General features: G+C 40.0%; 17 protein-coding genes. 8 read left to right on the top strand and 9 right to left on the bottom strand.

Features of this window, described 5'->3' with window-relative positions; genetic code table 11:
• Nucleotides 1–28: 28 nt before the first annotated feature.
• The 3 genes from O7C57_RS16830 (at nucleotide 29) to O7C57_RS16820 (ending at nucleotide 4949) form a co-directional block, all read left to right on the top strand.
• Nucleotides 29–2497 carry a fimbria/pilus outer membrane usher protein gene (locus O7C57_RS16830; protein WP_269723368.1) on the top strand — a complete coding sequence of 823 codons (2469 nt, stop codon included), beginning with the start codon at nucleotides 29–31 and terminating at the stop codon, nucleotides 2495–2497.
• 7 nt (nucleotides 2498–2504) lie between these two features.
• A complete protein-coding gene (locus O7C57_RS16825) occupies nucleotides 2505–3713 on the top strand; it encodes a fimbrial protein (RefSeq protein WP_269723367.1) in 1209 nt (402 codons plus the stop codon).
• Between the two features lie 81 nt (nucleotides 3714–3794).
• A complete protein-coding gene (locus O7C57_RS16820) occupies nucleotides 3795–4949 on the top strand; it encodes a fimbrial protein (RefSeq protein WP_269724000.1) in 1155 nt (384 codons plus the stop codon).
• A gap of 92 nt (nucleotides 4950–5041) precedes the next feature.
• Here O7C57_RS16820 and O7C57_RS16815 read toward each other — a convergent pair whose 3' ends face one another.
• The 3 genes from O7C57_RS16815 to O7C57_RS16805 all read right to left on the bottom strand — a co-directional run bounded on the left by O7C57_RS16815 (nucleotide 5042) and on the right by O7C57_RS16805 (nucleotide 7604).
• Complete coding sequence (locus tag O7C57_RS16815; RefSeq protein ID WP_154622321.1) at nucleotides 5042–5344, bottom strand: hypothetical protein; 303 nt, start codon at nucleotides 5342–5344, stop codon at nucleotides 5042–5044.
• Between the two features lie 484 nt (nucleotides 5345–5828).
• A complete protein-coding gene (locus tag O7C57_RS16810; protein ID WP_154622320.1) occupies nucleotides 5829–6428 on the bottom strand; it encodes a nitroreductase family protein in 600 nt (199 codons plus the stop codon).
• 315 nt (nucleotides 6429–6743) lie between these two features.
• Complete coding sequence (locus O7C57_RS16805) at nucleotides 6744–7604, bottom strand: MetQ/NlpA family ABC transporter substrate-binding protein (RefSeq protein WP_196713795.1); 861 nt, start codon at nucleotides 7602–7604, stop codon at nucleotides 6744–6746.
• A gap of 229 nt (nucleotides 7605–7833) precedes the next feature.
• On the opposite strand from O7C57_RS16805, the gene O7C57_RS16800 reads away from it, so the two are divergent.
• Together O7C57_RS16800 and O7C57_RS16795 are read left to right on the top strand one after the other, a co-directional pair.
• Nucleotides 7834–8868: an isopenicillin N synthase family dioxygenase gene (locus tag O7C57_RS16800; protein ID WP_269723366.1), complete on the top strand. Its 1035-nt coding sequence runs from the start codon at nucleotides 7834–7836 to the stop codon at nucleotides 8866–8868.
• Nucleotides 8869–8913: 45 nt separating this feature from the next.
• On the top strand, nucleotides 8914–10197 hold the full coding sequence (locus O7C57_RS16795) for a cystathionine gamma-synthase family protein (RefSeq protein ID WP_247046998.1): 1284 nt from the start codon (nucleotides 8914–8916) through the stop codon (nucleotides 10195–10197).
• 66 nt (nucleotides 10198–10263) lie between these two features.
• Here O7C57_RS16795 and O7C57_RS16790 read toward each other — a convergent pair whose 3' ends face one another.
• Together O7C57_RS16790 and sbcD are read right to left on the bottom strand one after the other, a co-directional pair.
• A complete protein-coding gene (locus O7C57_RS16790; RefSeq protein ID WP_269723365.1) occupies nucleotides 10264–13941 on the bottom strand; it encodes an AAA family ATPase in 3678 nt (1225 codons plus the stop codon).
• Nucleotides 13938–15155, bottom strand: coding sequence for an exonuclease subunit SbcD (gene sbcD / locus O7C57_RS16785; RefSeq protein WP_154624271.1), 1218 nt, complete (start codon nucleotides 15153–15155; stop codon nucleotides 13938–13940). Before sbcD ends, O7C57_RS16790 begins: the two co-directional genes overlap by 4 nt.
• A gap of 316 nt (nucleotides 15156–15471) precedes the next feature.
• Between sbcD and phoB the strand changes: the two genes are divergently transcribed.
• The 3 genes from phoB (at nucleotide 15472) to brnQ (ending at nucleotide 19530) form a co-directional block, all read left to right on the top strand.
• Nucleotides 15472–16161, top strand: a complete 690-nt coding sequence (gene phoB, locus O7C57_RS16780) for a phosphate regulon transcriptional regulator PhoB (RefSeq protein WP_154624270.1) — start codon at nucleotides 15472–15474, stop codon at nucleotides 16159–16161.
• A gap of 21 nt (nucleotides 16162–16182) precedes the next feature.
• Nucleotides 16183–17496 (top strand): phosphate regulon sensor histidine kinase PhoR, encoded by a 1314-nt coding sequence (gene phoR, locus O7C57_RS16775; protein ID WP_154624269.1) that lies wholly within the window; start codon nucleotides 16183–16185, stop codon nucleotides 17494–17496.
• 708 nt (nucleotides 17497–18204) lie between these two features.
• The gene (gene brnQ / locus O7C57_RS16770; RefSeq protein ID WP_154624268.1) at nucleotides 18205–19530 is read left to right on the top strand and encodes a branched-chain amino acid transport system II carrier protein; all 1326 of its coding nucleotides are present in this window, start codon (nucleotides 18205–18207) and stop codon (nucleotides 19528–19530) included.
• 77 nt (nucleotides 19531–19607) lie between these two features.
• Here the strand turns inward: brnQ and O7C57_RS16765 are convergent, their stop codons facing one another.
• The 4 genes from O7C57_RS16765 to O7C57_RS16750 form a co-directional block, all read right to left on the bottom strand.
• Nucleotides 19608–20624 (bottom strand): hypothetical protein, encoded by a 1017-nt coding sequence (locus O7C57_RS16765; protein ID WP_269723364.1) that lies wholly within the window; start codon nucleotides 20622–20624, stop codon nucleotides 19608–19610.
• A gap of 329 nt (nucleotides 20625–20953) precedes the next feature.
• Nucleotides 20954–22720, bottom strand: a complete 1767-nt coding sequence (gene ggt / locus O7C57_RS16760) for a gamma-glutamyltransferase (protein WP_154624266.1) — start codon at nucleotides 22718–22720, stop codon at nucleotides 20954–20956.
• A 236-nt stretch (nucleotides 22721–22956) separates the two neighbouring features.
• Nucleotides 22957–23577, bottom strand: coding sequence for a hypothetical protein (locus O7C57_RS16755; protein ID WP_163860704.1), 621 nt, complete (start codon nucleotides 23575–23577; stop codon nucleotides 22957–22959).
• Between the two features lie 412 nt (nucleotides 23578–23989).
• Nucleotides 23990–24592, bottom strand: coding sequence for a peroxiredoxin C (locus O7C57_RS16750; protein ID WP_154624264.1), 603 nt, complete (start codon nucleotides 24590–24592; stop codon nucleotides 23990–23992).
• Between the last annotated feature and the right edge of the window lie 489 nt (nucleotides 24593–25081).

The raw sequence follows: 25081 nt of genomic DNA, 5'->3' as shown, positions 1-25081 counted from the left end.
AGTCTAATTTATAATAAATGGTATTGCTATGAAAATAAAATTAATTTTTATAATGGTATACTTATCCTTAGGGTATGGTAGGGTTGCATTAGCGGTAGAAGAAAACCAAAGTGAAAAGAAATATTCTTATAATGAAGGTTTCTTAATTGGTAATGCTAAAGATATATCAATAGGTAAATTATCAGAAGACCAGATCACACCTGGAGACTGGTTTGTTGATGTGTATTTAAATAACGAGTTTATTTATAATAAAGAAGTTAGATTTTATGAAAATAGCAAAGGACGAGTAGTTCCCTGTTTAACCAAAGAAGATATTGATAGCTTTAATATAAAACCTGAATATTTAGGTTTAATAACCACTGCTGGTGCATGTGAAGATTTAAATGCGTTGTCAAAAGATGTCCAAGTTAATTTAAAGCAAGAAGTCCTACGCTTAGATATTTTAATTCCTCAAGTCATGGTGGAGCATTCTGCGCGCGGCTTTGTGCCTATCAGTGCTTTGAATGAAGGTATCCCTGCTTTCTTTATGAACTATAACCTGAATGGATATAGTAGTCGTAGTCATGGGGAAGATGAACATTCTGCTTATGGAAATATATCAGCAGGGCTTAATCTAGGTTTGTTTAGAATTCGCCATCAATCTAACTTGCAATACAATCAAGATGATAAATTTCAACACGAAAGCATTAGAACTTATGTTCAACGAGCAATCCCACAAATAGAAAGCGAATTAACTATTGGCCAATCATTTACAGATGGAAGCTTATTCGATAGCTTTTCATACACAGGCGCTGAATTAGCGACTGACAATCGAATGCGCCCACAGTCAATGCAAGGTTTTGCGCCAACCGTCAGAGGGGTGGCGAATAGTAACGCTAGAGTTAGAGTTATTCAAAATGGTTTTGTGATATACGAAACAAATGTTTCTCCGGGTGAATTTACGATCAATGATCTCTATGCAACGGGTTATGGCGGCGATTTAACGGTTGAAGTTACAGAGGCTAATGGCAGTGTTTCTACATTTATTGTTCCGTTCTCTACGGTACCTGGATTATTAAGACCTGGGCAAATCGACTACAGTATTGTGAGTGGTAAATTACGCGGCGATAATACTTCTTCTGATATTTTTGTTCAGTCTACCCTGAAATATGGTTTGAGTAATATTTTCACGCCATTTGCTGGAGTACAGTACAGCAATAAATACCAATCTGGATTATTGGGTTTTGCTGTTAATACTCAAATTGGTGCCTTTAGTTTTGATATGGCAAGCTCAAAAGCTGAATTAGATAATAATCATACCTATAATGGCGCACGTGCACGTATAACATGGAATAAAGACATTAATGCGACAGGCACAAATATCGCTTTAGCAGGTTATCGCTATGAGTCACAAAACTATTTAAGTTTATATGAAGCGAGTTCTTATCGTGATAGCTATTTATATAGCGGTGGCACGATTAATCCAAGGCGTTCTCAATATATATTAACGGTTAATCAGAATTTAGCTGATTATGGAACGATGTATATCAGCGGCTCTTTGCAAACTTGGCGTGATGATTTGCCTGATACTAAGCAATTGCAAGCCGGTTATATGAATAACTTTAAAGGTATTGGCTATAGCTTTACCTATATCAAAATGTACCGAAATAATGAAGAGGGTGGTGATAATAACTACATGTTTAACGTGTCAGTGCCATTCTCACTTTGGTATCCAGAACAGAATACGTTATTGAGTAGTTCAATCACTCGTTCAGACTCAGATAATCGTTGGGCAAATAACACCACGATTAGTAGTTCTTTTGGTGAAGATAATTCTATTTCGTGGAATGCTACAGCAAGCAATGTTGGTAACTCAAATAGTAGTTTTTCAGGCAATATTCAAAAGGATTTTTCTTCTGCATCGGTTAATGCCGGTTATTCTCAAGGACATGATTTTAAATCCCTCTCAATGGGCGCGAGTGGTGCACTCGTTGTATATGAGGGCGGGGTTATTCCGTCTCGTTATTTAAGTGATACTTTTGCTATTGTAGAAGCTGATGAAGCGGAAGGTGCGGCAGTATCTTCATGGAGTAATATTGTGATTAATGGTAATGGGCAAGCAGTAGTCCCTTCATTAGTCCCTTATCAATACAACACACTTTATCTTAATACTGAAAATATGAGTACGGATATTGATCTTGATAATAACTTAATCAAAGTTGCTCCTTATGCCGGATCTGCTGTTCTCGTGAAATTTGATACGAAGAAAGGTAATAACATTACTTATCGAATTACATTGCAAGATAAAAACGCAGTACCCTTTGGCGCTGATATTTATGATGAAAATAACAATAAAATTGGTTTAGTTGGACAAGGCGGTTTAGTTCATTTTAATTCTCAATCTGAACAAGGCACTGTTTTTGTTAAATGGGGTGAAGATAGTAATCAACGTTGTAAATTTGATTATCGTATCTCGGATAATAATTCTATTTCAGAATCCATTTGTTATTTCTATTGAGGTTAACATGAATATTAACCGTAAATATAAAGTTGCGTTGCTTTCAAGTTTAATGTCTACTCCTTTTGTTGCTAATGCAATTTGTACGATGGAGACTTATATTAGACCAAATCCTGCGATACATGTTGGAACATCAGATCCAGTTTCTATTTATGGTTTACAGTTTCAACCAGCAGGAACAACGTTAGCAACAAGTTATATATCAGCGGCACAAATGGCAGCAACGCATGGCTTGAGTCCTGAGCAAGTTCTATTTCGTTGTGCGGCCGCTGATGCGACTAGGATATTCGAAGGTTATTATATGTTTAGAGCATATTATTCGAATTTAACACCTGCGCAAAATATTAATGGTATTCCTTATTGGCTAATATCAGTTGTTTACGCCAATAATACTTATACTGCAACTTCAGGGGTCGATTATGAGTTTTTTTTAGGGAATGGAATTAGCGCGACGACGGCATTCCCTAACCAACCTAATTGGTCAAAAAGAATCGGTTATGATGTTGACCCAGCAAACCCAAATTTTATTCTTGTTAAAGCAAAACATTTTTCGGGTGTGACCAACCATCAAATTCGTTCTAAAGTGCCCATCACTGCTAATGGATTTGATGCTACGATCCCAAATGAATCAAGAGCCTTTGTCTTTTTTAAAGGGCCAGGAATCAATGATACCATGGTATCGAATGGAGGGAATGGCGCTCCACATACGCCGGGATCATTTTTTAATATTGGACAAAATGCAGCCAGCACAACAGCGGTTAATTCGTGTACCGTAGAAAGAAATACGTCAAATGTGAATTTAGGGAGCCACGCTGGAAATTCGCTTCCTTCAACCCCTGTCAATTTCTCTGTGACAGTAAAATGTGATACCGGCGCTGCAAATATTCGATATGGTTTTGCTCCCGGTATGGAAAATATAAATCAAAATATTACCGATGTATTACTGCTTGATCCGAATATTGGTTCAACAGCGAAAGGTGTTGCTATTGAAATTTTAGATGCAAACACGAATAGAGTCCCTTTATTGAGTTTATCCGCAAATGGTGGGCAAATTTCAAATAATAATAATTGGAAGCCATTACCCATTCCTCCTTCGGGTACTTCAACATCGACTGTGGATGTCAATTTTTCAGCCCGTATTGTAAAACATGGTAGTGAAGAAATAACACCGGGTATTGTAAGAAGTAAAGCGACTTTTATGCTGAATCAAAATTAAAATTTTTCTTTTACTGATGAACACACTTTTATTTTGGCTTTATTTATGTATTTAAACTTATAGCATTAGGGAGGGATTGTGATGGGGCTTAAACGTATATTTTTATTAATAGGTATTACATTATTATTTTTTACGGGGCTGGCGAATGCCGCTTGTGTAAGAATGAATGGTGGTATCTCAGGTGGACCCATTATTCTTGGTTCTAAAGTGGATTTATATATTTATGGATTGGAATTTCAACCAGCAGGGACGCAACTTTATATTGAGTCATTTTCCAATGCCAATATGGCCTCTTTAATGGGAAAAACATTAGAAACCATCGTGTTTCAATGTGATATAACGGATGCAGATAATATATTTGAAATGTATTACTTGCCTAGTGGAGCTATTGATAATGGCAACTATCTGTTTATTGCTAATGGTATTAAATATTGGGCCGTAAGGGCACCTGAATTAAGCTTTCAAATGTTTTTAGGAATGAATAAATCGGTTGATAATCAGTATGATAATAGGGTGAGTAGACGAAAAATAGGTTATGAAGTCGATCCTGTCAATAGCAATAAAATAAATATCAAAATGAAACATTTTTCAGGCGTGACCTTGGAACAAGCCCGTTCGACTGCTGCTGCCAACTCGAACTCATATACATCAATTGCAGGATTTGATCGCGGCGCAATAGGCTTTTCTGGGCCGGGTATCAATGCCGCTCAAGGGAATGCTGGGTTTCCTAGCGCTGGGAGTTATTTACCTATTCGTATGAGGCCTGTTGAGGCTCGAGTCGTATCAACATGTGGCTTGAGTGCCGTACAATCGACGGTGAATTTAGGAAGGCATTCTGCTGCTGATATTCCTTCTATTCCTGTGCCATTTTCATTTACATTAAAATGCCAAAGAGGCGCAAGAATTAGCTATGGATTTGCACCTGGGGAAGAAAATAGAGTAAAGAATGAAACGAACTATTTGTTATTAGATCCTAATTTAGGTTCAACAGCAACTGGCATAGCCATTGAAATCTTAACGTCTTCAGGGGTTCGTAATAATTTACTAAATTTAGGTGTTGTAGGAGGGCAAATTCCGGCGACTAATAATTGGACTCGCGTGCCAATTCCAACGACAGGGGCTGCAACGCATGAAGTTCAACTGAATTTTTTAGCTCGCTTTGTTCCCTACGGTGGCGTTCCAATTACACCCGGTAGAGCGAATAGCAAAATGACGATAATGTTAAATACTAATTAGTTAAGATGATGAATGATAACGATAAAATAATGTCGTCAATAGAGTTGAAAGAGTTAGCCAACTATCGCTAACTCTTTCAAAAAAATACTACGTTAATCATAAGTAATATTGAGGGTCGGTTTATTGTTAAATTGGTTATATTCCACTTTGACATAATCAGAGCTAAGTTGTTTGGCGTTCTTGAGTGAACTAGTTTTAGTCAAGTTTTTACCATTGCGATAACATTCTAGGTTAATTTGCTCACTATTTGACACGGTGACTTCACAGAGCGGTTCATAGACATAACCCACAAAGGTAATCGTGCCTCCACCTATTTTGTTTGTTGCGGCATGAGAGAAAGTGAAACTAGAAATGAGTACAGCAGTAACAGTAACAATTAAAGATAAACGTTTCATTAGCATCTACCCCCTAGTTGGAACTAGCGCTACTTTAATAACACGGATAGCGCGTTACGAATTCTCATCTCTAAGTTTAGTTCAGTTACGAGTAAAAAATATGACATGTACTAAAGAAACATCGATTTTCTTTAGCATATTTTGTTTTTGAGTGATTTCTAACCGAGATAGGCAGGCGGGAGTGATATATAAAAATTCGTAAAATGAATCTTAATTGGATTTTTAATCTGTATGTATCCCGTATTTAGTGGGTTTGACGAGGCTTGGTGGGCGGTTTTTGCTTTTATATTTGGGCGTAAATATTCAGTGATAAAAGTTATTGATGACAACATTTTGAGTATTAAATAGAAACCGCCCAAATTTTATCATTTTTGAATCCCTTGGTGTTGGTTGGCATTGCAAAGTTGTAGCGATTTAATGTAGAAGGTGATTAGCCCCTATTTATAACAAATAGGGGCATTTTTTATTATCGTTTTATAATGAATTACTTGAAGATTTTGAAGCGTTCTTCATCATCCATAAAGTCTTTATCACCTGCTGGGGCATTGATTGAACCAAATACCATTTGAGCACGTAATACCCAGCTATCCGGTGTTCCCCATTCTTTTTGAACTTGGTTATCAATTAATGGGTTATAGTGCTGTAGTGATGCACCGACATTTTCTTGTGCTAATGCCGTCCAGACCGCAAATTGCGCAATACCACTTGCTTGTTCAGACCAAATAGGGAAGTTGTCAGCGTAGAGTGGGAACTGCTCTTGCAGGCTTTTAACGACATCCATATCTTCAAAGAATAAAATAGAGCCAGCACCCGCAGCGAAACTGTCTATTTTTTGTTCTGTTGCCGCGAAAGCTTTTTCAGGAACAATTGTACGCAAGATTTCTTTGGTGAGATTCCACAATTTTTTATGCTCTGCACCAAATAAAATGACGACACGTGATGTTTGAGAGTTAAAAGAAGAAGGTGAATGTTTCACTGCTTCTTTAATTAATTTTGTAACGTGTTCCTCAGAAACAGGTAATGCATCGCCGAGGTTGTAAATAGTACGGCGGTTTTTAATCATTTCGATAAATGCATTTGACATTTGAGTCTCCTAGCTATTTGTTAGCGCACGGCATTATATTAAACGTTTCAGAAGCCGTTATTCGTTAGTTGAGTATTACTATAGCGTTGTGGCGAAAAAATCATAGAAAAAAAAATTAACGATAAGGTTCAAATTTTTCGCTCTAGTGTATGCTGGATTAATGATGTTTTAAATCAATATGATATGTTTTGTTGCTTTGGTTTGAAACCCTATTTTGGAGAGTGCTTTGAATGTTCGGTGAGTGAAATTGAAAGAGGTTTATGCCGTCAGGAATAGGTATAACCATATGTAATCTATCGTTATACCTGACATTTTTTATTTGAGAGTAGATAAAGGCTGAACAATTTGTATTTTTGTGCCACCAAAATTGTCCTGAATATAATTTTTAACCGCGTCGGTATGATAAAGTTCAGCTAGTTTATTAAAGGCTGGGTTATCTTTATTTTCTGTTTTAACGACGAGTACATTGATCATATTGTTAATACTACCATCATTTTGTTCTCTAAATAATGAATCTTTAAGTGCATTTAAGCCACCTTCTTGTGCAGCGGTATTTCCAATAACAGCAATATCGACATCAGGTAATGCTCGTGGACCATGAGCATACTTAATTTGTTTAAATTCGAGTTGTTTAGGATTTTCAACAATATCATTAACTGACCCTGTGGCTTGGTTAAAGTCTGGTTTTAATGTAATAAGTTGAGATTTTTGCAACAATAATAATGCTCTAGCATGATTTGCAGTATCATTGGGAATTGCAACTAATGCTTTATTAGGTATCTCTTCTAGCGTTTTATATTTCGAGGAATAAATGGCCATAGGTTCAAAGTAAGTAGTTGTAATCGCCGCGAGTTGATGGTGGTGATTTTGATTGAAATCTTTTAAAAATCCCCAAGATTGAAAGGCATTAACATCAACATCGCCATCAATAGTCGCTATATTCAGTGTGACACCATCATCTATAATCTTAACATCGATATCTAATCCCGCATCTTTAGCAGCCTGAGATTGTGCGATAAATTGCCAAATATCAGCATCGCTTCCATGGCTACCAATAATGATTTTTTGCTTTTCTTGTGAATTCGTTTTATCAGTTTCTGTCGTTTTATTTTCATCTGAACAAGCACTCATGATGGCAACAGAAAATGTTAACAACAATACAGCGAGCTTTTTCATTTTTTTACCCTATTCGTTATTTATTTCTTTATCTAATCAGAATAAATAAGTGTTTTTGAAATAACATTTTATAAAAATAAACAACTTTTAGTTATATAAAATTAATTAAGATAGGTTATATCGATATGTTTTTAAGTTATTTTTAGTCTTTTTTATATATGGTATTTATTTATATCAGTGTGGATGAAAAAACCACTATTATGATAATTAAATATTAATAGGAATTATTATGTCATCATATCAATTACCCATTATCGATCTTCGTGAGTTAGATAATCCGGCAACACAAAAACATTTTTATCAAAAGCTACGTTTTATCGCTCGTGAAATAGGCTTTTTTTATCTTGTTGGCCACGCTATTCCAGTCGAACAACGAGAGGATTTGCTTGTTAATATGAAACGGTTTTTTGCCTTACCGAAAACAGAAAAAGACAAGATAAACATGAGCCACTCAAGGCATTTTCGTGGCTATACGGCCTCAACGCAGGAGAATACCCGAAACCAACCTGATTATCGGGAACAAATTGATATTGGGGAAGAACTGCCAGCATTAGCACTCACAGAGCAGGACCCTATTTGGTGGAATTTACAAGGCCCTAACCAATGGCCTGAAACACTACCTGAATTGAAAACAGCGGCGTTAGCGTGGCAATCAGCCATGAGAGACATTGCCGTGAAATTAATCAGAGCGTTTCTTGTGGCATTGGAATTACCTGAGAATAGTTTTGATCAGATTATTGCCGAGCCTACTCAACATTTATTAAAGTTGATTCATTATCCGGCACGGGATGACCAAAATGAAGGTGGGCAAGGAGTTGGAGCGCATAAGGATGCGGGAATACTCACATTATTATGGCAAGATAATATTGGGGGATTACAAGTCGAAACAGATAATGGTTGGGTCGATGTTGCTCCGTTAGAAAATGCTTTCGTTGTCAACATTGGAGAAGTGTTTGAATTGGCAACCAACGGTTATTTACGCGCAAACGTGCATCAAGTTGTTAGGCAAAAGAATAGTGTTTCACGTTATTCGATTGCTTATTTCATCACGCCAAGTGTTTTTGCCGATGAAGTACCATTATTGCCATTACCCCATTATCTTGCTCAACAAGCATTGGGGCCAGAGAGTGATCCCTTGAATCCAATGTTTACCAATCTAGGAAAAAATGCAATTAAAGGGCGATTACGCTCACATTTATCGGTCACACGTCAGTTTTATCCGGAAGAATACGAGCAAATTGTTAAAAATAGCAATATCTTATGATGTACTCAGTATAAAGCTGTAGATTGATCTTATTGGAGTACAACGATGTCAAGTCGCTATTATAAAAAAGAATTAAATGGACACACACTGTCACCAGAAACATTGATGATGAGTTATGGATATGATCCTGAACTATCCGAAGGGGCCATTAAACCTCCTGTTTTTCTAACCTCAACTTTTGTATTTAAAACAGCTCAGGAAGGAAAAGACTTTTTCAATATGGTTAGTGGGCGCACACCTACACCCGATAACCAAAAACAGGGGCTAGTCTATTCACGCTTCAATCATCCTAATAGTGAGATTGTTGAAGATAGGCTTGCCTTATATGAAGGTGCTGAAAGCGCTGCGCTCTTTTCGTCAGGCATGTCTGCAATTACAACGTGTTTACTGGCATTTCTCAAACCAGGCGATGTGTTATTACATTCTCAGCCCCTGTATGGTGGCACAGAAACCTTATTTTTGAATACGCTAGCTCGATTTGGGATAACGCCAGTGGCATTCCAAAATGGGTGCGATGCGAAGTCTATTCGAGAGGTGATTAACGGTATCGATCCTGAAAAAAGGATTGCGGCGATTTATATCGAAACGCCGTCTAATCCATTAAATACGTTAGTTGGTATTCACTTACTTAGTGAGATAGCGCAAGAAATTGCTCAAACACGACAAAGTGAAAAACCGCTACTGATCTGTGATAACACGTTATTGGGACCTATATTTCAGAAGCCTTTAGCGCTGGGTGCCGATTTAAGTGTGTATTCACTCACTAAATATGTCGGCGGGCATTCGGATTTGGTCGCGGGGGGCGTCGTTGGACGCCGTGAATTACTTGATAAAGTGCGAGCACAACGCAATGCAATTGGCACTCAACTTGACCCTCATTCAAGTTGGATGATAGGACGTTCATTAGAAACGTTGCAATTAAGAATGGAAAAAGCCAATGACAATGCTCAGCAACTTGCTACTTTTTTACACCAGCATCCAAAAGTAAAAAAGGTGCATTACCCTGCGTTTCTGGCCGAGGAAAGTGCGGAGTATCAAGTTTACTCGGCGCAATGTTCGGGAGCCGGTTCAACGTTTTCTATCAATGTTGGGGATAATGAGGAAGATGCGTTTAACTTTCTGAACCACCTTGCGTTATTTAAATTAGCGGTGAGTTTAGGTGGCACGGAGTCGTTAGCATGCCATCCTGCTTCAACGACACATTCAGGTATTGCGGAATCTGTTCGTCGCTCCATTGGTATTGAGAGTAATTTAGTACGCTTATCTGTCGGTATTGAAAATGTGAATGACTTAAAAGAAGCATTATCACAGGCATTAGAGGCGATTTAAACGTAACGGCAGCAGAGGCTATTGGCCTCTGCTGAGATAGTGATGTTGCGCACTACAGCTGTGCGATCAGTTAACTCTAAATTGACTCGGTAATTCACTAAAGCCAAACCCATTGGTTTTCTTCACGGTGATTTGAACTGGGATCCGCTCTTTCATCGCTTCGACATGGCTGATCACCCCAATTGTTTTTCCAGAGGCATTGAGACTTTCTAATGCATCTAACGCAATATCTAACGTTTCTGGATCGAGAGTACCAAAGCCTTCATCCAGAAATAGCGATTCGAGTTGTGTTTTGCTACTCACCATATCAGAGAGCGCGAGTGCGAGCGCTAGGCTGACAAGGAAGCTTTCCCCACCTGAAAGCGTTTTAATATCTCTCACAGTATCAGCTTGCCAACCATCAATGACTTGTAACTCAAGATCAGCATTATGATTGCGCTTTAGCAAATAGCGGCCATGCAGTTTATCGAGTCGTAAATTAGCCAGTGAAATGAGACAGTCGAAGGTGAGCCCTTGAGCGTAACGACGGAACTTATCACCGTCAGCGGAACCAATAAGTTCGGTTAGATAGCCCCAATCATCGTAGCGAGATTGGCTGTCTGCAATTTCTTGCAGCAAACCTCGTTGTTGATGACGTTGTTGTCTATCAGCCTCAAGCTGACTGAAAATTTGCCCTTGTTGTTTATTGAGGTTTTTGATCTCTTCATCAAGTTTGGCTATCTCTTGTTGCCATTTTTCTGGGCTGGCCTCGGTAAATGTTTCAGGTTTCTGATTTAAATGTTCTGATAACGTTAGTTCACCTTCTGTATAGCGTGTTTGCGCCTGTAGTCGTGACTGCTCTAGCTTCTGTTGTAACTGTTCAAGTTGAAGTTTTTCATCAGAAGATAATAAGGCGCCTAAGAATTCTTGTTGTGTCGCGAATGGACTCATGGAGAGCGCAGTATCGAAAGCCTGTTGAGCGTTGGCTAATAGAGGCTGATTTTTAGTGATTGCGCCTTCAATTTCAGTTTGGCTACCTTTGAGCGATGCAATCGCTTTTTCACAGTGGCTGATTTGCTCTGTGAGCTGTTGCTTATGTTGAGTCAGTTTGTCTTGCTGTGCCTGAAGTTGGGCGACAAACGCTGTAATGGGCTGCCCATCTAATAATTGTTGGCGCATAGCTTGCTTTTGTTGTAGCGTTAATTTTAATTGTTGTAGCTGCTGGCAGGTGCTCTCTAGTCGTTTATTTAAATCAGCCTGTTGTGCCATTTGCGCTTGTAAGGTTGCTGCATTGACGGCAATTTTCTTTGCTATCTCTTGAGCTGCTTGCCTTTGTTGTTCATACCGTTGGCCTCGCTGTTCTAATACAGCAAAACGGTTATCAAAACTTTCGTTGATGGGCAGATCAAAGTCAGCCAGTGCAATGTGTAATTGCTGCTTTTGCTCATGTTGACGTTGCTGCTGTATGTTCAGCTCGGTTTGTGTTTCATCGATAAGTTGATGTAAGTGCTTAATACGTTCGATAACCAAGGCAAGTGTCGATTGCTGTTGTTTATTTAAAGACTGTTTTTCATGTAATTGATATTTTAGTTGTTGATATTTGCGTTCAAGGGCAGCGAAATCCTGCAACAATTGTTGTTGTATGGCGAGTTGTTGCTGAAGCTCAGCAATGAATTGTTCAACAACAACATCTGTCATCTCTAATTGAGGCGCTAAGGCTTGTTGGCAAGCGGTTACCCATTGCTGGTGTAAGTTGCCTTCTTGGGCAATTAATTGTTGTTGTGATCTTTGGTTCTCAGCTTGACGCTGGATTTCTTGTTGTTTCAGTGAATGCTGGGCCATCTGCGTTTGCTTTAACTCTTCCAATTGCTTGGTTAGCTCAGCTAATCGCTGTTCCGTTTGCGTCGGCGCAATGGCTTGATACTGTTCAATCGAAGGATGCTCAGTCGACCCGCACAAAGGACAAGGCTCGCCCGAGAGTAATTGCTGCCGTTCCTTTTCCAAACTGACGATTTTTTGTTCTAAGCGTAACCGTGCAGTCAAGTCTGCTAAATGTGGCTGAAGATGATTAATTTGTGTTTCAGTGAGTTGAATTTGTTGTTCAGCTTGAGAGATAGACTGAGTAATTTCATCTTGTTGACTTTGTTTTTGCTTTAATTGTTTCTGTTGTTCCTGCCATTGCGATAATAATAAAGGCAATAGTTGGGCATGTTGCAATCTTGTTCGCAGCTGTTCTATTGCGTGATTAAGCTGCTCAACATCGTGTTTGTTCTGCCACGCTAAATAGTGTGCTTCAACTGCTTGATAGGTCATCGTCTCTTGTTCGAGCTGTTGTTGAGTTTGCGTATTTTGCTCAACTTGCTGCTGTTGCTCGGCGGACAAGGTTAACTGCTCTTGCGTTAAAGCTTGATGTTTTTGTTTTAATGCCAGTACGCGTTGATTTAACTCATCAATAGAGTGGCCTTGTTGGCGCCATAATCCAATTTGTTGCAGAATGCGGGCATCTTGTGCATTTTGTTCTAGGTAATGCTGAATGTGTTGTTGTTCTGTATTTGCCAGTTTAGCCTGCTGTTGGGCATCGGAAATTAAGGCCTGTTTTGAACGATATTCAGCTTGATCTTGTGCTTGTTGCTCTGAAACTTCCCTAATCTGCTGATGTAAATGAGCGATCTCATTGTCCAGAGGGCGAACTTGACTATCGATCAACAAGGTTTGTTGCTGCACGTAAGCTTGATGTTGCTTGTCTTTATCTTGTGCCTGCGTGAGCTGCATTTGCAACGGGGTGAGTTGTTGGTGTTGATGTTCGATATGCTGTAAAAGCTGGCGCTGTTTTTCAGTGAGTTCATTCAGGGATTGTTGTTGGCGCTCTAAATCTAGCCATAGCGGTCGCATACTCTCTGCTGGTAAGTTGTTTGCCAGTTTTTTTAGTTTAGGCTGTGCATCGTTGTAGGCTTGTTCTGCCTGTTGTTTTTCATATTGTAATTGGCTCAAACGCGCCGCCAATTGTTGCCGACGTTGCTGCCAATATAAGGCCTGTTGATATTGGGCGCGTGTATCATTTAGCTGGCTTTCTTGGCTAGCCAAATGCGTTTGCTGGGCGACGAATGCTTGATGTTCACTCTCGGTAAGTAAATGAATGCTTTGTGCGCGAGTTTTTAACAGCTCTAAATCATGTTTAACTTGCTTATGCTGACGGTAGATATAGCTGGATACTTGGCTATAAATCTCGGTTCCTGTGATCTCTTCTAATAAGTCAGCGCGTTCTTTTTCGCTAGCATTTAAGAAGGCGGCAAAATCACCCTGTGATAATAAGATCGATTTGGTAAAACGTTCAAAATCGAGTCCTGTCACCTGAATGATTTTTTCTCTTACCTCACTGATTTTCTCAGCAATAATTTTACCGTCATCGCTAGTTGCTAACTCCGCTTTTGGAGATTGCAGCTTACCTTCAGGTTTATTACCCGCTCGGCGTTGACTCCAAAATGCGCGATAAGCAATACCTTTTACTTCAAATTCAACCTCAGCCAAGCAGTCACCAGTATGACGTGTCATGAGTTCGTTTTGGCTGGCAGATAAAGTGCTCAAGCGAGGCGTTTGATGGTAGAGCGCCAAACAAATAGCATCCAGCAATGTTGTTTTGCCTGCTCCTGTTGGGCCAGTAATCGCAAACAGTCCCTGACTAGCAAACGGTTCTTGGGTAAAGTCTATTTTCCATTCGCCTTTAAGGGAGTTAATATTTTTTAAACGTAAGCTCAAGATTTTCATGCGTCTCCCTCTAATTCAGCGCGTAGTGCTTCGCAGGATTGCCTAAAGAGTAATAATAGGCGTTGTTCCTTCTCTTTATCGTCCAACGCTTCCTCTGCTAAACGACGTAAAAAAACCTCTTCTACAGTGAGCTCATTTAAGGTTTCATTGGCTATCGTCACAGACTGACCTTGTTGTTTACGCGCACGGCGTAATAAAACCACCTCAACAGGTAAATCCTTGACTAAGACCTCTATACGTTGTTGGATATCCGCAAGATAGTCTTGCGATGCGACTTCAATATCTAACCAAATAGGTGGGGTGTCAGGCGTATGTTTTAATGTCTTTAATTGCTTTTCAATGTCAGCAAGTGAGCCTTTTAATGTTTGTAGTGGCTGAAATAGAGGAATAGGGAGCTGACAAATTTGTGAGATTTGATGGCCGTCAAACTCCACCATACAGACACTTTTTTGTTGCTGAGCCTCATCAAAACTTAGAGCAATAGGAGAGCCAGAGTAACGGATATGTTGCTGTCCCCCAATCGTTTGTGGGCGGTGAATATGCCCTAATGCGATGTAATCAGCAGGAGGAAATGCGCCGGAAGGGAATGCATCCAAGCTACCAATATAGATATCGCGCACAGAATCGGACACTTCGGCGCCGACAACCGTTAGGTGGCCAGTGGCAATAATAGGGATATCTAATCCGAGTGATGCCCGTTGTTGTACTGCTAGTTGATAGCTATTTTGGTAATACTCGCTAATCGCGGTCTGTAGTGATAGCTGTTTTTCTTCGCTGCTTTGTCCTGCCACGCTCAATTGAATATCTCTTGGTCGTAGAAAAGGAATGGCACAAAGTAGTGCCCCAGGTTGGCCTTGTGCATTTTTTAAGGTGATCACCTGTGGATGGCTGCCAGAGGTGACAACCTGGGTATTTAAATACGCAAGCAACGAGCTGGTTTCGTTTAAGACCGAAACGGAATCATGATTACCACTCAGTATGACTAGCTGGCAGCCAGTTTGTTGGAGTGACACAACGAATTGGTTGTAAAGTTCTCTCGCATAGCTAGGCGGGGAGCCTGTGTCAAAAATATCTCCGGCAACGATCACGGCATTCACTTGGTATTGTTTAACTTGCTCAATCAGCCAAGTTAAAAAGTGTTGATGCTCAACAGCTCGGTTTTTGGTGAAAAAATATTGGCCAAGGTGCCAGTCGGAGGTATGAATGATACGCATAAGGGCTGATTCCTGCTGCTTGATAGAGTTGCGATGATGAGTATACCTTATTAGAGGTCGTTAATGGCAATATCAGAACAAATAGCGAATTGAGTGGGAAGAGATGTTAGGCATATTGCCCAGTAGATGATGATGCCGTATGAAGATAAATCCATTCACGGCATTATGTATGACAAGTTTATTTCACTAAAATGACAATTTACCACTAATATAGAAAAGAGTCGTGTCATTGGATGACAGGATTCATAATTCTGTCATAAAAGTGACGCATAATGGTTTCACTTTTAATAATCTCTTCTTATTTACAGGATTAATCATGGCAAGACGCATTCTAGTTGTTGAAGATGAAGCGCCCATCCGAGAAATGGTTTGTTTTGTACTGGAGCAGAATGGTTTTCAGTCTATTGAAGCTGATGATTATGATTCCGCGATTGCGCAGTTGGTTGACCCATTACCTGACCTAGTTCTATTGGATTGGATGATCCCAGGCGGATCCGGTATTCAAGTGATTAAGCACATGAAACGTGACAGTGATACTCGCGATGTTCCTGTGATGATGCTAACAGCAAGGGGAGAAGAAGAAGATCGCGTAAAGGGATTGGAAGTTGGTGCAGATGACTATCTAATCAAGCCTTTTTCGCCTAAAGAGTTAGTCGCGCGAGTAAAAGCCATTTTACGCCGTATTTCGCCAATGGCGACTGAAGATATTATTGAAATGAATGGGTTAACACTCGACCCAACGTCTCACCGCGTTAGCAGTAACGATGTGCCTATTGATATGGGGCCAACGGAATATAAATTATTGCATTTCTTTATGACTCACCCCGAACGCGTATATAGCCGTGAACAGTTACTTAATTATGTGTGGGGGGCGAATGTGTATGTTGAAGATAGAACGGTTGATGTTCATATTCGTCGTCTCAGAAAAGCATTAGAGACGGAAGGACATGATAAAATGGTTCAAACGGTTCGTGGCACTGGCTACCGCTTTTCAGTGCGCTACTGAGAAATAACAGGAGATTCCAGTTTGCTTGAACGCTTATCATGGAAGCAGCTAGTTTGGGGGCTGTTTTTATTTATCTTACCAGCCTTAATATTGTCTATTTTTATCGGCCATCTAGCATGGCTTTTAGTGATTTCATTGGCGGCGGCCTTAATTTGGCATAGCTATAACCTGATGAAGCTTTCATATTGGTTATGGCTTGATCGCAGTATGCTTCCACCTGATGGCAAAGGGGGGTGGGAACCCATATTTTATGGCATCTACCAACTTCAACAACGAAACCGTAAACGCCGTCGTGAATTAGGCCAATTGATTAAACGCTTTCGCAGTGGGGCAGAGTCTTTACCGGATGCGGTTGTGATGATGACTCTTGAAGGTAACATTTTTTGGTGTAATCGGCATGCCCAGCACCTATTAGGTTTTCGTTGGCCGGAAGATAGCGGGCAACCTATTTTTAATTTATTGCGCTATCCTGACTTTAGTCGGTATTTCACGTTACAAAATTATGAGCAAGCGTTAACGATAGAGTTAAACAGTGGCGCTATTGTCGAATTTCGTATCTTGCCTTATAGCGAAGACCAGCTCCTAATGGTGGCTCGTGATGTCACTGAAAAGCGTCGCTTAGAAAAATCGCGTAGAGATTTCTTTGCGAACGTTAGTCATGAGCTACGGACACCGTTGACAGTCATTCAAGGGTATCTTGAAGTATTGGAAGACCAAGAAAATACTTCTCCGGCAAATAAAAAAGCCTTGATGGTGATGCAAGAGCAAGCACATCGGATGGATAATTTAGTGAAACAATTACTGCAATTATCTCGTATTGAAGTCGCGCCTCATATCAATTTAGATGAACAAGTGAATATTCCGGTCATTTTAAAAATGATAGAGCAGGAGGCGATAAGTTTAAGCCAAGGTCGGCAGCAATTGGTATTTTCAGTGGATGAAAAGTTACGTGTTTATGGTAATGAAGAGCAATTACGTAGTGCGGTAGCGAACCTTGTCTATAATGCCATTATGCACACACCGGAAGGGACGACAATTCGTGTAGGTTGGCAAAAAACACATAATGGCGCGCGCTTTAGTGTGACAGATAATGGTGCAGGGATCCCCGCAGAGCATATTCCTCGCTTAACGGAACGTTTTTATCGTGTTGATAAAGCGAGGTCTCGCCAAACTGGTGGGGGGACGGGGTTAGGTCTTGCTATCGTTAAGCATGCTTTGCAGCATCATAACAGCCAGTTAGTGATAACCAGTCAGTTAGGCAAGGGGAGTGAATTCTCATTTACCTTACCGCCGGTGTTAATTGTCGTAGATAAAAAGGCGAATAAAACAGCATAAAGAGGTCATGATTACCCGACTAAAAGCGGCATATAGCCGCTTGAGGTTGTTGACAAAGCGGGATAAAAGCGTAGTTTTTCCCGCTTTGTGTTATCAGCCGAAAATCAATAAATTGATTTCCTCGTTTATTTTTAAAGCCTACTCGACTTGCCGCCAAACATCATAGGTTTTTCAGCCGTCTGAAGCGGCATACAGCCGCTTTCACTGTTCTTGTACTCTAGAAAGCCAGTCTTTATATATTAGGCGTTCTTTCGGTATATGAGGCAATGTTTCTATATTCCATTGATTTATATTAAAAACATACTCAATTACTACAGAAATGCCTATTTTTATCTAGCAATCTCGAATTAGATATCATTAAACTCGAAGGAGAGTTGAGTGTTTATTGGTTGTTTTTTATTCAAATCATATAGCGCATATTGTTACTTTACTGACAGTAATCACTAGTTATAAAAAATACTTTAGAGTTTTATTCTTGTTTTTCGCTTTGCTCTTGCCTTTTTTCCCTATAAAAGTTTTACTTGTAGCCAGTTATTGGCGATTTTTTCTGTTTTTTGATTTTTAATCTTGCCTGATGTGATAAAACATACAGATTGTATTGTTTATCATCTTGTTAATTAGAATTCTATACCGCCACTTATAATTCAAAGAGTTACTTATTAGTGACTCTATATTTATTAACATTGTTACATAGATTCAACATAAAATATGGCTCATCGTTTAACATCCAGAGATATTCTTGCTTTAGGTTTTATGACCTTTGCGCTTTTTGTGGGGGCTGGAAATATCATATTTCCGCCTATGGTTGGTTTACAAGCAGGTGAACAAGTTTGGACGGCTGCATTAGGGTTCCTTGTTACAGGTGTCGGTCTCCCCGTTTTAACGGTCGTGGCATTAGCCAAAGTTGGAGGGGGCATTGAGGCACTGAGTACTCCAGTAGGAAAAACAGCAGGCTTATTGCTAGCGGTTGTCGCTTACCTCTCTGTGGGACCTTTATTTGCCACGCCACGTACTGCTACAGTGTCTTATAAAGTGGGTATTGCACCATTATTGGGTGGTGAATCTGACATCTCATTATTGATTTACAGCGCAATTTACTTTGTTTTGGTTATTGGTATTTCACTGTATCCAGGCAAGTTATTAGATAGTGTTGGGCATATATTGGCACCGGTCAAAATGCTTGCTTTGGCCATTTTAGGGGTTGCGGCAGTATTGTGGCCAGCGGGTCAACCAATACCATCAACGGATGAATATCGAGAGATGGCATTTTCGAATGGTTTCATTAACGGTTATCTAACGATGGACACATTGGGTGCAATGGTGTTCGGTATCGTTATCGTTAATGCAGCCCGTTCACGCGGCATTGAGAATTCGTCGTTGTTGACGCGCTATACCATGTGGGCAGGTTTGATTGCGGGTCTATTGTTGACACTGGTTTATCTATCCCTATTTAAATTGGGCGAAAATAGCGCTTCTATTATCCCAAACCCACAGGATGGTGCGGATATTTTGCATGCCTATGTTCAGTATACATTTGGTAATTACGGTAGCTTTTTCCTTGCGGTACTGATTTTTGTTGCCTGTATGGTGACTGCTGTTGGGCTGACTTGTGCTTGCGCAGAGTTCTTTAGTCGATATGTCCCCATTTCTTATCGCACATTAGTACTCATACTGGGGGTGTTTTCCATGGTGGTCTCTAACCTTGGTTTGAGTAAATTGATTGCCTTTTCAGTGCCTGTGCTTGTCGCGATTTATCCTCCATGTATTGTTTTGATCTTACTCAGCTTCACATTGAAATGGTGGCGTAATCCAAGTGTGGTCATTGCTCCTACGATGTTAACCAGTTTTATTGTTGGGTTAGTGGGGGCTGCCAAAGCTTCTGAGCATTTGAAAACCTATATTCCTGATTGGATGACGGCTATCCCACTATATCAGCAAGATTTAGCGTGGCTGTTGCCCTCTGTGATTGTGTTAGCTGTCGCGGCAGTGTGTGACCGAATGATTGAGCCAAGTAAGGCGCATAAACCTGTTTAATGACGAAAGGATTCACAGTAAAAAGGAGCCTAATGGCTCCTTTTTACTGTTAAATATAAGCTATCGGTAAAATTGGCTTACACGTCAGTTATTTCATCATATTCCCCATGAATACCGTATGTTGAGAACTGAAGCTGTGTTGGTTGAGGAATATTCGCTGTTGATTTTGTTGAGGCGCAAGGCGCTAGATGATTGAGCTGTTCTTGGGTGACCTCTGAAGCGTACTGCTTAATTTTATGAAGATTGAACACCTTACCGTTTTCAAATTCTGTCATCACATGGTTGATAATGTTATTGCCAAGGGTTGTGATGATGGTATTGATCTCTTTTGTCATACTTTGTGCATTTTCACGCTTTTGGCTTTCTGTGAGCCCTTGTGTATTAAAATCGATGGTTTTAATCGCCTTATTATATGAATTCATTGCGACATGATATGCGGTGTAGGGAGAACTATCTTTTAAATTAATATGTTCATCGGTTAATTCAAATTTGGTTATCACCGCATCTAACACTTTACTTTTTATTTGTTCGATTTCTACGGGTGTCAGCGTAATGGCCGTAGATTGGTGATTGGCTCTCCATTCTTCAATCGTAGCACACACTGCTGTATTGATAGTCCTAGCTATAGCGAGTGATCTTTCCAGCTGAGCATGTTGCTGACGTCCTTCTTCCATCAGGATTTGAACGATTTGGTTGTTTGATTGATATCGCGAATGAATTTTTCCTTCTTGATGACTCTTCGGTTGTTTTAAGTGTGAGAGTATATCCATCATTCTAAGGGTTCTTTGCGGGTGTTTAAGTCTATCTAATTTATTGACACTTTTAAGTTGTGCCTTAAGTTCACGTCTAACACCTTTTATTAATTCGGAATTGCTATGCTGTTGATAATCAGTCAGTAATTTTTCTTTATTAAAATGAATAAAACGGCCATTTAATGGGAATGTATAAGATTCATTTGTATTGCTGATACTGTCAACGTGGTTGGGCTGTAATCTCTGAGGGGATGAGTCTGCTGAACTTTTCGTTGAGCGAGTATTATGATTAGTGAAAACAAGGGCGGAAGGAGCCTCGTTTTTTGGAAATGTGTTGATCATAATAATTCCTTTGTTAATTGTATATTATGGAATTATATGAAACGCTGAATAAGCGTCTTTCAAAAAAAGAGACACGTTCCTCTTGGAAGATGAATCAATAACCGCAAAGGGATGTTCTGATCTCTAATATTAAAAAGCGGGATGGCTCCCGCTTGAGGTTGTTGACAAAGTGGGATAAAAGCGTGGTTTTTCCCCACTTTGTGTTATCAGCCGAAAATCAATAAATTGATTTTCCTCGTTTATTTTCAATAACCTATTCGACTTGCTGCCAAACATAATAGGTTTGGCAGCAGTCTAAAGCGGGATGGCTCCCGCTTTTTTGGAGAAGATTAATTCACGCCAACAGCACTTCCTGCTGGACGGCGAACATCGTTGGAACCGTAAATATAGCCTTGGCGAACTTTACCTGAGACGGCTGCGTCATTACCTGAGGAGTCTGTTTTAGCGCCTTTCGCATCCGGCACAGGCACCATAATTAGCTCAGCAGCTCCCCATGGCGTTTGTTCAACCATTTTATAGCCCATTTTATCGAGTAAGGCTAAGCTATCTTTAGATACTCCTCGTTCTTCATAGTAAACCTCGTCTGGTAACCATTGATGATGAATACGTGGTGCATTAACGGCTTCTTGAGGAGGCATGCCATGGTCGATAATGTTCAATGCAGTTTGTAATGTGATGGATATGATCCGTGAGCCGCCAGGAGAGCCAAGCACAAGGTATACATTGCCATCTTTCGTCACGATGGTTGGGCTCATTGATGACAATGGTCGTTTACCCGGAGCAATCGAATTTCTTTCCCCTTGGACTAATCCATACAGATTTTTTTCACCGACTTTAGTCGTGAAATCATCCATTTCATCATTTAAGAAAAAGCCCGTACCCGGTGGGATGACTACAGAACCGAAGCGACCATTAATGGTATAAGTCGTGGATACCGCATTGCCTTTATCATCGACCACAGAGTAGTGAGTGGTTTCAGGTTTTTCGTGAGGCCCGACACCCGGCTGCACTTGTGTTGATGGTGTCGCTTGACCTGGTTTGATCTCTTTGCGTAGCTCGTCAGCGTAGGCTTTACTTAACAATTTATCCGTTGGATTCTTAACGAAGGCAGGGTCGCCTAAGAAGGTATTTCTATCCATATAGGCATGGCGCATCGCTTCAGTTAGTGTATGGATATATTCTGCCGAGTTAAAACCCATTTCTTTGAGGTCATAGCCTTCTAAGATGTTGAGCGTTTGGCAAATCGTCACTCCCCCTGAGCTTGGTGGCGGTGCTGAAATGAACTTATAGCCGCGATAGGTACAGCTAACAGGGGTGGTATCGGTGATTGTATAATTAGCGAAATCTTTAGCGGTGAGTATTCCGCCGTTCTTTTTCGATGCTTCCTCAACAATTTTCGGGATCTCTCCTTCATAAAAGGCGCTAGGGCCTTCTTTAGCAATTTTTTCGAGGGTATTTGCTAGGTCAGTTTGAACGAGCAAATCACCGGGTTGGAAAGGGCTACCATCCGGTTTTAAAAAGATACGCGCGACTTCAGGGTCCTGCTTAAATCGTTCAGTGGTTGTATCGAGAACATCGGTATCCGCCCGTGTTAAAACAAAGCCCTCTCGGGCTAATTTAATGGCGGGTGCCATCACTTGCTGGCGGCTCATTGAACCGTATTTTTCGAGCGCGTAATCAAGCCCTTTTACTGTTCCGGGGACGCCAGATGCTAAGTAACCGTAAAGACTTGCGCCTTCTATTAAGTTGCCATTGTTATCTAAGTACATATTGGCGCTAGCCGCATCAGGGGCAGTTTCACGGAAATTGATAAAAATATCTTTACCATCAGCAAGGTGGAGAGTCATAAAACCGCCTCCACCAATATTACCGCAGCATGGGTTTACGACCGCTTGAGCGTAACCTACAGCCACGGCAGCATCGACAGCATTCCCACCTGAATTAAGAATATCAGCGCCAATTTGAGAGGCTAAGTGCTGGGAAGATACCACCATCCCTTTTTTGGCTTCCACTGCTGGCTCTGAGGCTGCAAACAGCTGAGGTGAGATAAGTAGCGAAAGTAATAAGGCAGAAGGGCGCCATGATGTTTTTATCATTCGTATCTCCCGATAATTAAAATAGTATAGGGTTATTATGATGTTGTGTAACACAAATGACTAAATGGGTCGATTTGTTAATCAATTGTGTATTTTATGTATAGCACAAAATAGATGAGCAGGCCGAGAGATCGGTATGAGAATATGATTAAAATGAGAGGAAATAAATTTTATTCTCGAGCCTAGAGAAGGGAAGAGTAGAGCCCTAGGCGAGAGCTCTACCGAAATGAGTTAACTTATTTTGCATTGAATAATGCGATGTGGATCCAACCATTGTTCGTCAGCACTAGTGGTGATTGCTGCGATTTTTCAGCGCGTTCTTGGGCTGATTTGATTTGTGGGTATGCGGCGATGACTTTTTCATTTTTAGCCCATGGCGCAACATCTTCAATTTTTTGTTTGAAGTTAGCGATAGAAATTTTTTGCCCGCCACGTTCAGCTGGCTCAGTAAAGTTGGTCACTTCCGTTACAACGAGTTTACCTGTACAGAAACTCCCGCGTCCTGAAAATTCAGCCTTGGTTTCATCAAAGAATTTTTGACCTTCATTAGTCAGTGTAAATTCAACGCCCTCACCTGATTTTTCTTTGCCCCACATATCCTTGATGACAATTTCTTTTTCTGATTTATTTAATAGCCCAGCATCAACTAAACTGTTTAATTGTTCTATTTTTGTCGCATTTGATTGAGCTAAAAACCCCGCAGGAAAGGCTCCTGTATTAATACAAATAGCCGGTTTAGTATCGAGATAATCTTGAATAGACTTTTTGAAATTACTTTCAGAAGCAGTTTGGTTATTATCGCAGCCAGCGAGGAAAGTCGCTGCAATAGCAAGAGAAGCTAACATTTTAAATTTCATTGTATTCCTATCCTAATCGACTTACGTATATTTATTGCTGTTATAAAGATCATTATAACGACTATGATGACGATATTTTTGTAACTATTTGATATAAAAATAATTTACGTATCGAGATATAGATGATTAACAGACTTACCCCAAAAATATCATTAAATTCAATAAGGCTTATTTAATAGTGAATGTAACTATTTGTTGATAAATGTAACCATATTATAAATGTTCACCACATGAAAGTATGAGGCGCTATATATCATTTGATATATGGTTTTTTATCTTCAATTGAGAATTTTCTGGTCTGAGATATTTAAAAAAGGAAGAAAAAACAGAAGGAAATAACAGGGAAAATGAGAACGATACCTAAAAGGCCAGCATAAAATTATGCTGGCCCATAAAAACTGAAAAGATCTAATTACAGACCCGTTGCGTTTTTAGTCAGGTAGTCTGCAACACCTTTAGGAGATGCATTCATACCTTCTTTACCTTTTTCCCACTGAGCTGGGCAAACATCACCGTGCTCTTCGTGGAATTGCAGCGCATCAACCATACGCAGCATTTCATCGATGTTACGGCCTAGTGGCAGGTCGTTAACGACTTGGTGGCGAACAACACCATTTTTATCGACTAAGAAAGAACCACGCAGAGCAACACCTGCTTCTGGGTGTTCAATGCCGTAAGCTTTCATAATTTCGCGTTTGATATCAGCAACCATTGGGTATTTAACTTCACCAATACCACCGTTATCAACCGGTGTTTTACGCCATGCGTTGTGAACGAATTCAGAGTCAAAAGAAACACCAACGATTTCAACGCCGCGTTTTTTGAATTCATCATAACGATGATCGAATGCGATCAACTCAGAAGGGCAAACGAAAGTGAAGTCCATTGGCCAGAAGAAGATCACTGCTGGGCGGCCGTTTAGGTGTTTTTTCAGGTTGAAGTTATCAACAATTTCACCGTTACCTAGAACAGCTGCTGCGGTAAAATCAGGGGCTTGACGTGTTACCAGAACCATAATTTACTCCTATGAGTGTTAATTAAAGGTTTTATACCCATAATAATGTAAACTGCTTAGGTGTGGGGTTCACTAAACTCCCTGCGCACTCAATGGTGCTGTTAGGGGGAGTGGTTATTTTCCGCCTACAAGCAGCTCAAAATATTTGGGCTATATCTCAAGAGAGAATATGAAATTCCCTACAAAGAATAAAGGTATAAATACCAATCGTTGTGATAGTTTTTACCTATTGATTGTAACAATTTATCAGATTAATAACAATAAGATAGTTTGATTGTTGTGAAGTGCAAGCTTAAATTTTGCATTGATATTAATAGGTTTTTTAATTTATTGATCTTTATAACTAAATTAATATTGATAGATGATATTTATTGACATTGTGACTCTTTTCTACTCTTGAATTACGTCATAGCCGCGTTTTATGAAATCATTCAGTTCTTGATTGCTTCTACTATGTCTGATGCTGAATTTATTAGCAGTTTAATTTAT

The organism is Providencia sp. 21OH12SH02B-Prov, assembly GCF_027362595.1.
GTDB classification, from domain to species: Bacteria; Pseudomonadota; Gammaproteobacteria; order Enterobacterales; family Enterobacteriaceae; genus Providencia; species Providencia zhejiangensis.
Note: the sequence above shows the minus strand (reverse complement) of the source record. Positions and strands in the feature narration are given on the sequence as shown.

Coding starts and splice junctions, on each gene's coding strand:
- sbcD (WP_154624271.1), bottom strand. CDS start 15,155: ATGCGTATCATTCATACCTCCGACTGGCACCTTGGCCAATATTTTTTC.
- O7C57_RS16805 (WP_196713795.1), bottom strand. CDS start 7,604: ATGAAAAAGCTCGCTGTATTGTTGTTAACATTTTCTGTTGCCATCATG.
- brnQ (WP_154624268.1), top strand. CDS start 18,205: ATGGCTCATCGTTTAACATCCAGAGATATTCTTGCTTTAGGTTTTATG.
- O7C57_RS16800 (WP_269723366.1), top strand. CDS start 7,834: ATGTCATCATATCAATTACCCATTATCGATCTTCGTGAGTTAGATAAT.
- O7C57_RS16795 (WP_247046998.1), top strand. CDS start 8,914: ATGTCAAGTCGCTATTATAAAAAAGAATTAAATGGACACACACTGTCA.
- O7C57_RS16820 (WP_269724000.1), top strand. CDS start 3,795: ATGGGGCTTAAACGTATATTTTTATTAATAGGTATTACATTATTATTT.
- O7C57_RS16765 (WP_269723364.1), bottom strand. CDS start 20,624: ATGATCAACACATTTCCAAAAAACGAGGCTCCTTCCGCCCTTGTTTTC.
- ggt (WP_154624266.1), bottom strand. CDS start 22,720: ATGATAAAAACATCATGGCGCCCTTCTGCCTTATTACTTTCGCTACTT.
- O7C57_RS16830 (WP_269723368.1), top strand. CDS start 29: ATGAAAATAAAATTAATTTTTATAATGGTATACTTATCCTTAGGGTAT.
- O7C57_RS16815 (WP_154622321.1), bottom strand. CDS start 5,344: ATGAAACGTTTATCTTTAATTGTTACTGTTACTGCTGTACTCATTTCT.
- O7C57_RS16810 (WP_154622320.1), bottom strand. CDS start 6,428: ATGTCAAATGCATTTATCGAAATGATTAAAAACCGCCGTACTATTTAC.
- O7C57_RS16790 (WP_269723365.1), bottom strand. CDS start 13,941: ATGAAAATCTTGAGCTTACGTTTAAAAAATATTAACTCCCTTAAAGGC.
- O7C57_RS16755 (WP_163860704.1), bottom strand. CDS start 23,577: ATGAAATTTAAAATGTTAGCTTCTCTTGCTATTGCAGCGACTTTCCTC.
- O7C57_RS16825 (WP_269723367.1), top strand. CDS start 2,505: ATGAATATTAACCGTAAATATAAAGTTGCGTTGCTTTCAAGTTTAATG.
- phoB (WP_154624270.1), top strand. CDS start 15,472: ATGGCAAGACGCATTCTAGTTGTTGAAGATGAAGCGCCCATCCGAGAA.
- O7C57_RS16750 (WP_154624264.1), bottom strand. CDS start 24,592: ATGGTTCTGGTAACACGTCAAGCCCCTGATTTTACCGCAGCAGCTGTT.